Origin of the sequence: Trinickia sp. EG282A, from assembly GCF_040965455.1 — a bacterium.
GTDB classification, from domain to species: Bacteria; Pseudomonadota; Gammaproteobacteria; order Burkholderiales; family Burkholderiaceae; genus Trinickia; species Trinickia symbiotica.
On sequence record NZ_JBFRCC010000007.1, the window covers coordinates 68,660 to 81,999 of the forward strand.

General features: G+C 64.6%; 8 protein-coding genes and 1 pseudogene. 5 read left to right on the plus strand and 4 right to left on the minus strand.

What is annotated here, in order from left to right:
- Positions 1–146: 146 nt before the first annotated feature.
- Entirely contained in the window at positions 147–869 is a 723-nt protein-coding gene (locus tag AB4Y31_RS28035) for an OmpW family protein (protein WP_020566156.1), read from the minus strand.
- A gap of 185 nt (positions 870–1,054) precedes the next feature.
- Between AB4Y31_RS28035 and AB4Y31_RS28040 the strand changes: the two genes are divergently transcribed.
- The 5 genes from AB4Y31_RS28040 (at position 1,055) to AB4Y31_RS28060 (ending at position 10,328) form a co-directional block, all read left to right on the plus strand.
- Positions 1,055–1,762, plus strand: a complete 708-nt coding sequence (locus AB4Y31_RS28040; RefSeq protein WP_018440430.1) for a transposase — start codon at positions 1,055–1,057, stop codon at positions 1,760–1,762.
- 412 nt (positions 1,763–2,174) lie between these two features.
- Positions 2,175–6,875, plus strand: a complete 4,701-nt coding sequence (locus AB4Y31_RS28045; protein ID WP_368676849.1) for a glutamate synthase-related protein — start codon at positions 2,175–2,177, stop codon at positions 6,873–6,875.
- A gap of 170 nt (positions 6,876–7,045) precedes the next feature.
- Entirely contained in the window at positions 7,046–8,512 is a 1,467-nt protein-coding gene (locus AB4Y31_RS28050; RefSeq protein WP_368676850.1) for a glutamate synthase subunit beta, read from the plus strand.
- Positions 8,513–8,529: 17 nt separating this feature from the next.
- Entirely contained in the window at positions 8,530–9,117 is a 588-nt protein-coding gene (gene thpR, locus AB4Y31_RS28055; RefSeq protein WP_368676851.1) for an RNA 2',3'-cyclic phosphodiesterase, read from the plus strand.
- A gap of 260 nt (positions 9,118–9,377) precedes the next feature.
- Positions 9,378–10,328 (plus strand): tyrosine-protein phosphatase, encoded by a 951-nt coding sequence (locus tag AB4Y31_RS28060; protein WP_368676852.1) that lies wholly within the window; start codon positions 9,378–9,380, stop codon positions 10,326–10,328.
- Positions 10,329–10,502: 174 nt separating this feature from the next.
- On the opposite strand, the gene AB4Y31_RS28065 is transcribed toward AB4Y31_RS28060, so the two are convergent.
- The 3 genes and pseudogenes from AB4Y31_RS28065 to AB4Y31_RS28075 form a co-directional block, all read right to left on the minus strand.
- Positions 10,503–11,900, minus strand: coding sequence for an ATP-binding protein (locus AB4Y31_RS28065; protein ID WP_368676853.1), 1,398 nt, complete (start codon positions 11,898–11,900; stop codon positions 10,503–10,505).
- Between the two features lie 117 nt (positions 11,901–12,017).
- Positions 12,018–12,731, minus strand: a pseudogene (locus AB4Y31_RS28070) (response regulator); the annotation flags it as partial.
- 394 nt (positions 12,732–13,125) lie between these two features.
- A complete protein-coding gene (locus AB4Y31_RS28075) occupies positions 13,126–13,257 on the minus strand; it encodes a hypothetical protein (RefSeq protein ID WP_368676854.1) in 132 nt (43 codons plus the stop codon).
- Positions 13,258–13,340 lie beyond the last annotated feature (83 nt).

The window sequence follows — 13,340 nt, forward strand, 5'->3', positions numbered from 1 at the left end:
GTTCGTATGAGGGTACGAGCGCATGCGTAAAAATGGGACGAAACACGCGTAGAAAAGTGATTCGGTTCGATTGGACGGCCGGCGGCGACGCCGCCGCGGGTGCGGCGGCGCCAGCGCGGTCGCCGGGCGGCCCGAGTTGAACTAGGCTAGAAGGCGTAGCCGATCTTCGCGTAGGTCACGATCGGGTCGAGCCTGATCTTTGCTTGCGTGCGTAGCGTTGTACCAAGCGGCCCGGACGGGGACGTCGTGAAGTCGGCCGTCGCGCTGACCGGAATGTAGGACACGGACAGGCCGGCGAACCAATGCTTGGTGAAGTTGTAGTTGAAGCCGAGATTGAAAACGGGCGCCCAGGAACGATCTGCCGATGCGGTGGTCGGACCCCCCAGGACGCCTGATTCGAACGTGGTGTTCGTAATCTGCGCATCGGTGAACCAGACGCGCGTGACGCCCAGGCCGACGTAGGGGCGGAACTTGTCGTCCGGCTTCCGGAAGTTCCACTTGAAGAGCAGGGCCGGGCTCCAGAGCCGCGCGCTGCCGAGTTTGCCGAACTGCGAGAATCCGTCGGCGCCGTTGATTTCGAACTTCGGCGGAATGCCCAGTTCGAACTCCGCGGCGAGGTGATCGGTGACGAAGTAGCCGAGCGACAGCCCGAGCGTGTCGGACTGGTCGATCCGGGCGCCGGTGTTGGGCTGGTATTGGTTGATGGGCGTGCCGCCCTGGCTGATTACCTTCAACTGGTCACTGGAACTTTGAGGCGAGAGATGGAACCACCCTGTTGTGACGTAGAACGTGCCGGCCGATTGTGCATGTGCAGCCGTCGCGCAGGCGAGCGCCACGACGGCCCCCGTAGTGGCCTGTTTTAGTTTCATATGCGTCTTCCTCCATAAAAGGCCCGCCTATTATGAGTAAAAGGATTGAGTCAGACCAAGTGCGCTCGTTAGAGCATTCTCCCTAAGCGGGGCGCGCTTGCGGCGGAACCGCTCGAGGAACCGCGGCGGCTCGTGCGCCGCCTCGTCCCTTCGGGTCATCACCAACATTCTTAACGGAATCCAGCATGGCACGGCTTGCACGTCTTTACGTCCCCGAACAGCCGCAGCACGTGATCCTGCGCGGACTCGATCAGCAGCCCGCCTTCGTCGACGAGCAGGATTACGAGCTATTCGTCGATTGCTTGAAAGCCGCTTCGCGCGACCACCGCCTCGGCGTCCACGCCTATGTGCTGATGCCGGGCGCGGTGCAGCTCCTCGTCACGCCGAGCGACGAATCGAGCTTGCCCAAAGCGATGCAGGCGGTCGGCAGGCGCTACGTGGCGCACTTCAACCGCCGCTACTCGCGGCGGGGCACCCTCTGGGAAGGTCGCTATCGCGCGACCGTCATCGAAGGAGAGCGCTACTTCCTGCTTGCGAGTCGCGTAATCGAGCTTTGTCCGGTTCGTGAGCGCCTCGTGACGTCGGCGGAAGACTATCGATGGTCTAGTTATCGGCATCACATCGGCGTTGCTGTAGACAGTCTCGTCACGGACCACCCGCTTTACTGGTCGCTCGGCAATACGCCGTTCGAGCGGCAGCGCGCCTACAAGGAGCTTTGCGAGCAGCCGCTCGACGAGCGCGAGGCGAACGAGCTGCAGCAGGCGACGCTGAAAGGATGGGTGCTCGGCGGCGAGTCGTATCGAGAGTGGGCGGCGAGGGCGGCGAACCGGCGCGTCTCGCCGCTGCCGCGCGGCCGGCCGAAGAAAGTGCGCGAGACGCCGCAGACGCAATAACGCTGCTTCGCGGTTGGAACCTGCTTGCCGCCGCCTGCCCACGCATGCGTGAGCCGCAAGCGGGGTGAGTTCGCCTATTGAATGCGCGGTAGGGCGTCGGTTGGCTGCGGTTTCAGCAATGATGAATACGAGAGGGTCGCGGACGGCACGTTCAGCGTGCCGTTTTTTGCGCCCCTTTTTGATACGTCCCCAATAAAACGGCACCGTTTGAATGCGCCGCAGTAATTGGGGTCGCATCACCCGATTTTTGTTGCTATTCTATTGATTCGTCGCGTATATTCCGATTTCCGACGGTTTTTCTTCGGCGCAATGCGCCTTCCCTGCGGCCCTATCGAGAGCGGCCGCGCGGGCAAACTGCGGCTCAGCCCTTTGAGAACGACCCTTTCGAGGCCCCCTACAGGACGGTGTCCCCATGAACGAACAGCAACCGATGACTTCGGTCCCTGCGGCGCAAGGTCTGTACGACCCGCAAAACGAGCACGACGCCTGCGGCGTCGGGTTCGTCGCGCATATCAAGGGCGCGAAGACTCACGACATCATTCAGCAAGGGCTCAAGATTCTCGAGAATCTCGATCACCGCGGCGCCGTCGGCGCCGATGCGCTGATGGGCGACGGCGCCGGCATCCTGATCCAGATTCCCGATGCGTTCTATCGCGAGGAAATGGCGCGCCAGGGCGTGACGTTGCCGCCCGCCGGCGAGTACGGCGTGGGCATGATCTTTCTGCCCAAGGAGCATGCGTCTCGTCTTGCCTGCGAGCAGGAGCTCGAGCGGACGGTGAAGGCGGAGGGCCAGGTCGTCCTCGGATGGCGCGACGTGCCCGTCGATCATGCGATGCCGATATCGCCGGCCGTCAAGGCCTCCGAGCCCGTCATTCGTCAGATCTTCATCGGCCGCGGCCGCGACATCATGGTCACGGACGCGCTCGAGCGGAAGCTCTACGTGATCCGCAAGACGGCGAGCCACCGCATCCAGGCGCTCAAGCTCAAGCATGGCAAGGAGTATTTCGTGCCGTCGATGTCGGCGCGCACGGTCGTCTACAAGGGCTTGCTGCTCGCGGGCCAGGTGGGCGTCTACTATCGCGACCTGCAGGACGAGCGTGTCGTCTCCGCGCTCGCGCTCGTGCACCAGCGCTTCTCGACGAACACGTTCCCGGCCTGGGAGCTCGCGCACCCGTACCGGATGATCGCGCACAACGGCGAGATCAACACCGTGAAGGGCAACGTCAACTGGCTCAACGCGCGCACGGGCGCGATCGCGAGCGCGGTGCTCGGCGACGATCTGCACAAGCTCTGGCCGCTGATCTACCCGGGCCAGTCCGATACGGCCTCGTTCGACAACTGCCTCGAGCTGCTCGTGATGGCGGGCTATCCGCTCGTGCACGCGATGATGATGATGATCCCGGAGGCGTGGGAGCAGCACACGCTGATGGACGACAATCGGCGCGCCTTCTACGAGTATCACGCCGCCATGATGGAGCCGTGGGACGGCCCCGCCGCGATCGCGTTCACGGACGGCCGCCAGATCGGCGCGACGCTCGACCGTAACGGCCTGCGCCCCGCGCGCTATGTCATCACCGAAGACGATCTCGTGATCATGGCTTCGGAGGCCGGCGTGCTGCCGATCCCCGAATCGAAGATCGTCAAGAAGTGGCGTCTGCAGCCGGGCAAGATGTTCCTCATCGACATGGAGCACGGCCGCATCATCGACGACAAGGAGCTCAAGGACAACCTCGCGAACGCCAAGCCGTACAAGAGCTGGATCGATGCCGTGCGCATCAAGCTCGACGAGATCGAGCCGAAGGCCGAGGACATCGTCACGGAGCGCCGCGAGGCGGCGGCGCTGCTCGACCGCCAGCAGGCGTTCGGCTATACGCAGGAGGACGTCAAGTTCCTGATGGCGCCGATGGCGCAGCAGGGCGAGGAGGCGGTCGGCTCCATGGGCAACGACTCGCCGCTCGCGGTCATGTCGAACAAGAACAAGACGCTCTATCACTACTTCAAGCAGCTCTTCGCGCAGGTCACGAACCCGCCGATCGATCCGATCCGCGAAAACCTCGTGATGTCGCTCGTCTCGTTCATCGGTCCGAAGCCGAACCTGCTCGACACGAACAACATCAACCCGCCGATGCGCCTCGAAGTGTCGCAGCCCGTGCTCGACTTCAAGGACATCGCGAAGATCCGCTCGATCGATCAGTACACGGGCGGCAAGTTCAGCTCGTACGAGCTCAACATCTGTTATCCGATCGCCTGGGGCAAGGAAGGCATCGAGGCGCGCCTCGCGTCGCTTTGCGCCGAAGCCGTCGATGCCGTGAGGTCCGGCTACAACATCCTGATCGTGTCGGATCGCCGCACCGATCGTGAGAACGTCGCCATTCCGGCGCTGCTCGCCACGGCCGCGATCCATACGCACCTCGTCTCGCAGGGGCTGCGCACGAGCACGGGCCTCGTCGTCGAGACCGGCTCGGCGCGTGAAGTCCACCACTTCGCGCTGCTCGCGGGCTACGGCGCGGAAGCGGTCCATCCGTACCTCGCGATGGAAACACTCGTGCAGATGGCGCAGGGCATGAAGGGCGATCTCTCGCCCGAGAAAGCCATCTACAACTTCACGAAGGCGGTCGGCAAGGGCCTGCAGAAGGTGATGTCGAAGATGGGCATCTCGACCTACATGTCGTACACGGGCGCGCAGATTTTCGAGGCGGTCGGGCTCGCGAGCGATCTCGTCGAGAAGTACTTCAAGGGCACGGCCTCGAAGGTCGGCGGCATCGGTCTTTTCGAGGTCGCCGAGGAGGCCGTTCGTTTGCACCGCGAGGCGTTCGGCGATAACCCGGTGCTCTCGACGATGCTCGACGCCGGCGGCGAATACGCTTACCGCGTACGCGGCGAAGACCACATGTGGACGCCCGATGCGATCGCCAAGCTCCAGCATTCGACGCGCAGCAACTCGTATCAGACGTACAAGGAGTATGCGCATCTGATCAACGATCAGACGCGCCGTCACATGACGTTCCGCGGCCTTTTCGAATTCAAGGTGGAGCCGTCCAAGGCGATTCCGCTCGACGAGGTGGAGTCGGCCAAGGACATCGTGAAGCGCTTCGCGACCGGTGCGATGTCGCTCGGCTCGATCAGCACGGAGGCCCACGCGACGCTCGCGATCGCGATGAACCGCATCGGCGGCAAATCGAACACGGGCGAGGGCGGCGAGGACGAGAACCGTTATCGCAACGAGCTGCGCGGCATTCCGATCAAGAACGGCGATACGCTCGCCTCGGTGATCGGCAGCGAAGTGGTGCGCGACATCGCCCTCAAGGAAGGCGATTCTCTGCGCTCGAAGATCAAGCAGGTCGCTTCGGGCCGCTTCGGCGTCACGGCCGAGTACCTCGCCTCGGCGGATCAGATCCAGATCAAGATGGCGCAGGGCGCGAAGCCCGGCGAGGGCGGTCAGCTGCCGGGCCATAAGGTTTCAGAGTACATCGGCAAGCTGCGCTATTCGGTGCCCGGCGTCGGCCTCATCTCGCCGCCGCCGCATCACGACATCTATTCGATCGAGGATCTGGCCCAGCTCATTCACGATCTGAAGAACGCGAACCCGGTTGCGAGCATCTCGGTGAAGCTCGTCTCCGAAGTGGGCGTCGGCACGGTCGCGGCCGGTGTCGCCAAAGCCAAGGCCGACCACGTCGTGATCGCCGGTCACGATGGCGGCACGGGCGCGTCGCCGCTCTCGTCGGTCAAGCATGCGGGCACGCCGTGGGAACTCGGCCTCGCCGAGACGCAGCAGACGCTCGTGCTCAACCGCCTGCGCGGCCGTATTCGTGTGCAGGCCGACGGCCAGATGAAGACGGGCCGCGACGTTGTGATCGGTGCGCTGCTCGGCGCCGACGAGTTCGGCTTCGCGACGGCTCCGCTCGTCGTCGAGGGCTGCATCATGATGCGCAAGTGCCATCTGAACACGTGCCCGGTCGGCGTCGCCACGCAGGATCCGGTGCTGCGCGCGAAGTTCCAGGGCCAGCCCGAGCACGTCGTCAACTATTTCTTCTTCGTCGCCGAGGAAGTCCGCGAAATCATGGCGCAACTGGGCATCCGCAAGTTCGACGACCTGATCGGCCGCGCGGATCTGCTCGACATGAAGAAGGGCATCGAGCATTGGAAGGCGCGCGGCCTCGATTTCTCCAACATCTTCTATCAGCCCAAGGTTTCGGCCGACATCGCGCGCCGGCACGTCGAGGAGCAGGATCACGGCCTCGTGCGCGCACTCGATCACACGCTGATCGAGAAGTCGCGCGCGGCCATCGAGAACGGTGAGCATGTTTCGTTCATCCAGCCCGTGCGCAACGTGAACCGCACGGTCGGCGCGATGCTCTCGGGGATGATCGCGAAGAAGTACGGTCACGACGGGTTGCCCGACGACACGATCCATATCCAGTTGAAGGGCACGGCGGGGCAAAGCTTCGGCGCATTCCTCGCGCGCGGCATCACGCTCGATCTCGTCGGCGACGGCAACGACTACGTCGGCAAGGGCCTCTCGGGCGGTCGCATCATCATTCGCCCGACGAACGATTTCCGCGGCAAGTCCGAGGAAAACATCATCTGCGGCAACACGGTGATGTACGGCGCGATCGAGGGCGAGGCGTATCTGCGCGGCGTGGCCGGTGAGCGCTTCTGCGTGCGCAACTCTGGGGCTTCCGCTGTCGTCGAGGGAACGGGCGATCACGGCTGCGAGTACATGACGGGCGGCACCGTCGTGGTGCTCGGCGAGACGGGCCGCAATTTCGCGGCGGGGATGTCGGGCGGCGTTGCGTTCGTCTACGACCCCGAAGGCACGTTCGCGGGCAAGTGCAACAAGTCGATGGTCGCGCTCGAGCCCGTGCTGCAGCAGGCCGAGCAGGAGCGCACGGTCGATCGCGCACTCTGGCACACGGGCATGACCGACGAGGCGCTGCTCAAGGGGCTCGTCGAGCGGCACTTCCAGTTCACGGGCTCACCGCGCGCGAAGGCGCTGCTCGAGGATTGGGACGCGTCGCGCCGGCAGTTCGTCAAAGTCTTCCCGACCGAGTACAAGCGCGCGCTCGCCGAGCTCGGAGCGAAGAAGGCCGCCAGCGAGGTGCTCGCGGCGTGAGCGCTGCGCTCACGCGCACCTGAACGCGCCCGTTCGCCTCGCGGTGCCGGAGTCACCGGAGCGAGCGGGCGATAGATACGATGCCATCGAGGCTTGCCGCATGCGCACCACGCGCAGGCGGCGCCCGCCGGCCCCCGATACGACGATTTGGATCAAGACAAGAGAACCCCATGGGCAAGGCAACCGGTTTTCTCGAATATGAACGCCGCCACGAGGCGTACGAAGCGCCGCTCGCGCGCGTCAAGCATTACAAGGAATTCGTTCTCGCGCTGAGCGACGAGGACGCGAAGATTCAGGGCGCGCGCTGCATGGATTGCGGCATTCCGTTTTGCAACAACGGCTGCCCCGTCAACAACATCATCCCGGACTTCAACGATCTCGTTTATCGCCAGGACTGGCGGCATGCGATCGATGTCCTCCATTCGACGAACAACTTCCCCGAGTTCACGGGCCGCATCTGTCCGGCGCCGTGCGAGGCGGCCTGTACGCTCGGCATCAATGCCGATCCGGTCGGCATCAAGTCGATCGAGCACGCGATCATCGACAAGGCCTGGTCCGAAGGATGGGTCGTCTCCCAGCCGCCCAAGAACAAGACCGGCAAGAAAGTTGCCGTCGTGGGCTCGGGGCCTGCCGGCCTCGCCGCCGCGCAGCAGCTTGCGCGCGCGGGCCATGAAGTGACGGTCTTCGAGAAGAACGATCGCATCGGCGGGCTGTTGCGCTATGGCATTCCTGACTTCAAGCTCGAGAAGTGGCTCATCGACCGCCGCATGCGGCAGATGGAAGGCGAAGGCGTGACGTTCCGCACGAACGTGTTCGTCGGAAAGGATGCATTGCCGTCGCACATCGGCAACACGGCCAAGGAGACGATCACGCCCGAAGAGCTTCTCGAGAAGTTCGACGCCGTCATCGCCGCGGGCGGCTCGGAGACGCCGCGCGATCTGCCCGTGCCGGGGCGCGAGCTGGCCGGCATCCACTTCGCGATGGAGTTCTTGCCGCAGCAGAACAAGGTCAACGCCGGCGACAAGGTGGCCGATCAGCTGCTTGCCAAGGGCAAGCATGTGATCGTGATCGGCGGCGGCGATACGGGCTCCGACTGCGTCGGCACATCGAATCGTCATGGTGCGAAGAGCGTGACTCAGTTCGAGCTCTTGCCGCAGCCGCCCGAGGAAGAGAACAAGCCGCTCGTCTGGCCGTATTGGCCGGTCAAGCTGCGCACGTCGTCTTCGCACGAAGAAGGCTGCAGCCGCGATTGGTCCGTGGCGACGAAGCGCTTCGAAGGCAAGAACGGCAAGGTCGAGAAGCTCGTGGCGGCGCGCGTCGAATGGAAGGACGGCAAGATGCAGGAAGTGCCGGGTTCCGAGTTCGAATTAAAGGCCGACCTCGTGCTGCTCGCCATGGGCTTCACCCAGCCTGCTTCGCCCGTGCTCGATGCCTTCGGCGTCGACAAGGACGCGCGCGGCAATATCCGCGCGACGACCGAGGGCGAGCGCGCCTACTACACGTCCGTCGACAAGGTGTTCGCGGCCGGCGACATGCGCCGCGGGCAGTCGCTCGTCGTTTGGGCGATTCGGGAAGGCCGCCAATGTGCGCGCTCAGTCGACGCCTACCTGATGGGCAGCTCGGAGCTTCCGCGCTGACGACGCCGATGTCGCCGGTGGCCGAGCGCGATGATTGGCATCGCTGCTTCATCGCGCTCGTCCCTGATGCATCGACGCGCGAGACGTTTGCGGCGATGCCGCTCGACGTCGCCGTGCGCCGCGTTCCCGTCGATCAATTGCATCTGACGCTGGCATTTCTCGGCTCTATCTCGCCGGAGAAGGGCGCTTTGCTGACGGCGGCGCTGCCATCCGTGATCGTGCCGCTGCCGGCGCTCAACGTCGAGCGGTTCGAATATTGGCCGAACCGGTCGCATCCGCGCCTCGCCGTCGTTTCTTTTGCTGTGTCCGACGCGCTCGCCGAAATCGAATCGCGTGTGCGGACGCTCGTTGCGGGGCTCGGGCTGCCGATCGACGACCATCGCCCGTTTCTTCCGCACGTCACGCTTGCGCGGCTGCCTCGTAACGCGAAGCCGATCGCGGCGCCGGCTGCGCGATCGGACGGCACTGCGGATCGGCGAGGCGAGACGGTGGCTGAACCTGGCTATGTCTCGCGCTTCGACACCTTGACCCTCTACTCGAGCACCCTCGAGCGTCGTGGCGCTCGCTATCGTGCGCTTGCGTCAGCGCGCGTGCCGGCGGACTGATTCGACTGGACGCTTCGTTGAAGCGTTCTTTGGGGCGGAGTGTTCGGGGGTGCCGGCATCGACATGGCGGATCGATGTGCAATGCAACCCATGAGTGGCGCGACGTCCGTCACCTTTCTGTCTCTTACCGATTGCTACATTTGGCATCCAAAGCTTTCTGGACGCGATAACCTTGCGATTTGCCGCTTCGCGGCACGAGTGCGTTTGCGTTTTCGTTCTGCCGGCTCGCCGGCATCCGCTACTTGTCCTTAACCATTTCGATGACTCTGACCGCCAAAGTCGATTCGTCTTCCGGACGCATCGACTTCGACATCCACCTTCCGCAGCGGACCGCGACTGAGGATGTATGCCGCTCGCGCCGCACGTTCCTGAAGGGGACGGCGAGCGTGATGCTTGCCGGCGCCGGCAGCGCATTGCTATCGGCGTGTGGTGGAGGCGGACCCGGTTCGGGCGATGCGGCGGTGACGCCGCGCCTGGCCTCGGTCGAAAACTTTCGCGATGTGGGCGGGGCGGCGGCCGGCTATCCGACGATTGACGGCAAGGTCGTGCGACGGGGCGTGTTTTACCGTTCGAACGTCCTGGCGCCCAGCGCGGCCGATAAGGCGACGCTCGACGCACTCGGCATCGCGGTGGTGTATGACTTGCGCACGCCTGGAGAGGTCGCGCGAACGTCGGATGCGCTCCCCGTGGGTGCGGGCTATCAAACGATCAACGTGATCGGCGCCGACGACGTGGCGTCACCGGCGTATGACACACCGGCGGACGCGATCGCTGCGATGGAGCGCGCGCAGCGTGACTACGTGCTAGGCGCCGCGCAGCGCCAGGGCTTCGGTGCGTTATTGACTCAACTGGCGGCAACGACCGGTGTCCAGGTGATCCACTCGAGCTACGGGAAGGACAGAGCCGGATGGGCCGCCGCGCTGCTTCTCAGCATCGCCAACGTGCCGTTCGACGTGATCATGCAGGATTACTTGCTGTCGAATACTTACGCGGCGGCCTCGATTTCGGCGCGCGTCGCGGCGGTGTCGACGCAGAGCGGGCAGACGGCGGCGCTGGCCAATGCGCCTGCTTACAGCGTGCAACCGAGCTTTCTACAGGTCGCCTTCGATCAGGTGCATGAGACGTTCGGGACGATGAACGCCTATCTGACCCAGGGGTTGGGGCTTTCGCCGGATCAGATCGATCGGTTGCATGATCGGCTGGTTGTATAGAGAGTTAGATGCTCTGTCCGGGGATAAGCCCAGCTCGATAGCGCTCCCCTGTTTCCTCGCTCGATCCTTTGATGGATGCGAAAAAAAGGTCCGCCCCGGCCATACAGGGCGGACCTAAAGGGGCTGGCATTTGCGGAGATGCCAGGCCCCCACTATAAGTCCGCCCCGGTCGCTTCAGGCCCGCCGGTAAGGCGGAGTAAGCTCGCCGCCCGCAACGCCAACCGCAATCGGCGGCGGCTCGTCCGGATATGCATGCGGCTCCACTTGCGCCTCGTGCCGCGCCGGCTGAGGCAATGGCGCAGGCAACGCCAATGGCACCGGCAACGCGATTCGCACACGCAGCCCACCGCCGCCATCGTTGCTGAGCTCGCAGCGCCCACCCCGATCTCGTGCGAGCCGCGTCACAATCGCCAGCCCGAGTCCGCAATGGCCCGCGCTGCCGCGCGCCGGGTCCAGCCGCACGAACGGTTTCATCGCCGCCGCCATCCGGTCCTCCGGAATGCCCGGACCATGATCGCGAACATCGATGATCCAATGCCGCTCCTCACGCGACGTCGAGATTTCGACAGGCGGCTCCCCATGCTCGAACGCGTTGTCGACGAGATTCGTCATGAGCCGATCAAGCAGCGTGCGCGGCAGCATGAACTGCGGTCCCGATTTCAGATCGAGCGCAAAGAGCGGCGTGTCGGCCGGCGCATCGTCCGAATTGCAGAACTGCTTGCGAATGAACGCGTCGACTTCGACGGGCGGCCCCGATTCGGGCGTTTGGCCAGCGAACTCGAGAAACTGCTGGACGATGCTCGTCAGCGAATCCACATCCTCGATGAGCCCGGCCCGCTCCTCCTCGGCGATCAATACGCTTGCGCGCAGCTTGAGCCGCGTCAGCGGCGCTTTGAGATCGTGCGCAACGCCCGCGAGCATCACCGCCTGATCGTCGCCGGCTTCGTTGAGCCGTCGCATCATGTCGTTGAAAGAGGCGATCAGATCGCGCAACTCGCGCGGCCCGCTCTCGTCGACCGAATCAGGCCGCTGGCCCGCGCCAAACGCGGCGGCCGCGTGCGCGACGCGGGCGAGCGGCCGCTGCATCTGCCACGCAGCCCCGAGCGAAAGCAGGATCGCCGCGGCGAGCATCGACACGCCTTCGATCAGAAAGCGCGGCGGCGGCGGAATGTTGACGGGCACGATGACCCACATCGACTTGCCGGGGAATCGCACCCAGAGGCGCGGCGGGCGCAGGTCGTCCGCGGCGAACTCGGTGCCGGACGGCAGGTGCGGACGCAGATGGGCGGTCAGCTCGACCAACGGCCTCGTGCGCGGCGTATGCAGGTGGATCGTCGGCGGCACGTTCCACGTCGGCATCAGATGCACGCGCAACGCAGGCGCGAGCTCGGCACTATCCCTCGTTTCCGAGTTGACGGCCTGCAACGCGAAAAGAATGCCGCGCGCGAAGCCATCGACCTCGTGATGCGGCTGCCGCGCCATCAGCACGAACCAGCCGGCCTGAATCGCGAACAATACGGCCATCGACAGCAGCGCCATCCTGCCGAACAACGTATTGAGCGGATTCCTCATCGGCGATCACCGGCCGGCGGCGGACTCGTCGGCGGACTGGGCAGAGCGCGGAGGGCCGGACGGTGGGGCAGGCTGACCGGCGGACGGTTCGGCCGCCTCGCCGGCGGCCTGCTCGCTGAACGGCGTGCCGTCGGCGTCGGGCACGAAAACGTAGCCCTTGCCGCGCACGGTCTGTACATAGCAGGGGTTGGCCGGATCGTCTTCGATCACGCGGCGCAGCCTCCAGATCGGCACATCGAGGCTGCGATCGCGAAACGGCAGGTCGTCGCGGTGCACAAGATCGTGGATCAGCACGCGCGAGAGCACCTTGTACGGATTGTTCGCGAAGATCTTTAAGAGCGCGAACTCGCTGTCGCGCAACGGCAGCCGTTGATCGTCGCGCGTCAACGTGCGCGTGACGAAATCGAGCTCGAAGCGCCCGAAGCGGTAGCGCTGGCGCGCCTCCGGCGCGCTCGTCGTCGAAGGGCCGCGCCGCCGCAGCACCGTCTGGATGCGCGCGAGCAGTTCGCGCGGATCGAACGGCTTCGTCAGGTAGTCGTCGGCGCCGAGCGACAGGCCCTGGATCCGGTCCGTCACGCTGCCGCGCGCGGTGACGAAAATGACGGGAATGTCGTCGCCCGCCGCTCGCAAGGCGGTCAGCGCGCGCAGCCCATCTGTCTGCGGCATCATGATGTCGAGCACGACGACCGACGGCCGCTCGCGTTCGAGCCGGCGGGCCAGATGGGTGCCGTCGTGCAGTACGGACGCCTCGAAACCGTTGTCCCGCAGGAAACGGCAAAGCAAATCACGCACGACGGGGTCGTCGTCGACGATGAGGACCTGTTGACTCATTCCGGAATTCTAGACTGAGCCGGGACGCAAAGGGCCGGTCGTTCCTTACCAAGGCTTACTTCACGGCCGGGCGGCATCCGTGATGCGCTCGCCGGCATAAGCGTCCCACGCGCTTTCGTATTGGCGAAATCCGAGCTTCTCTTGCGTTTCCCGCCCCGCTTTTATTACCGAATCGCTCCGCCGGAAAGGATTCTCCGCGCAATCGAAACGCGCCGTAACGACCGGATGAATCGGCGCGTTTCTTGGCCGATCGGACGTTCCGCGGCGATTCGAGAATGCGTCGTATGGCAGTGCCGCGCCGTTGCCGAAAGCTTCGTGGAACGAAGCGTCTCGCGAGCACTGCATTCCGATCGACTTCCTAAACGAGCAGAAAACGAGGCCAAGCGATGACCGTTCAAAGAACTTCCGGCAGTCCGACGCCATTGTCGACCGTTTCGCCTACCAAGAGCGCGACGAAACCCGCTGCATCGCGCCCCGCGGGCACCGCAAAGACAGACACTTCCTCGTCGAGTGATCTGACCTCCAAGTCATCGTCGCCGAGTGCGACGGGCCTCGTCGGCAATCACGTCAATACGACGGCGTGAGCGCGGCCCACTTGCGGCGCCGGCA

What these genes read in the sequence shown, in the direction of transcription:
- AB4Y31_RS28035 (WP_020566156.1), bottom strand. Translation starts at nt 869, where the DNA reads ATGAAACTAAAACAGGCCACTACGGGGGCCGTCGTGGCGCTCGCCTGC.
- AB4Y31_RS28040 (WP_018440430.1), top strand. Translation starts at nt 1,055, where the DNA reads ATGGCACGGCTTGCACGTCTTTACGTCCCCGAACAGCCGCAGCACGTG.
- AB4Y31_RS28045 (WP_368676849.1), top strand. Translation starts at nt 2,175, where the DNA reads ATGAACGAACAGCAACCGATGACTTCGGTCCCTGCGGCGCAAGGTCTG.
- AB4Y31_RS28050 (WP_368676850.1), top strand. Translation starts at nt 7,046, where the DNA reads ATGGGCAAGGCAACCGGTTTTCTCGAATATGAACGCCGCCACGAGGCG.
- AB4Y31_RS28060 (WP_368676852.1), top strand. Translation starts at nt 9,378, where the DNA reads ATGACTCTGACCGCCAAAGTCGATTCGTCTTCCGGACGCATCGACTTC.
- AB4Y31_RS28065 (WP_368676853.1), bottom strand. Translation starts at nt 11,900, where the DNA reads ATGAGGAATCCGCTCAATACGTTGTTCGGCAGGATGGCGCTGCTGTCG.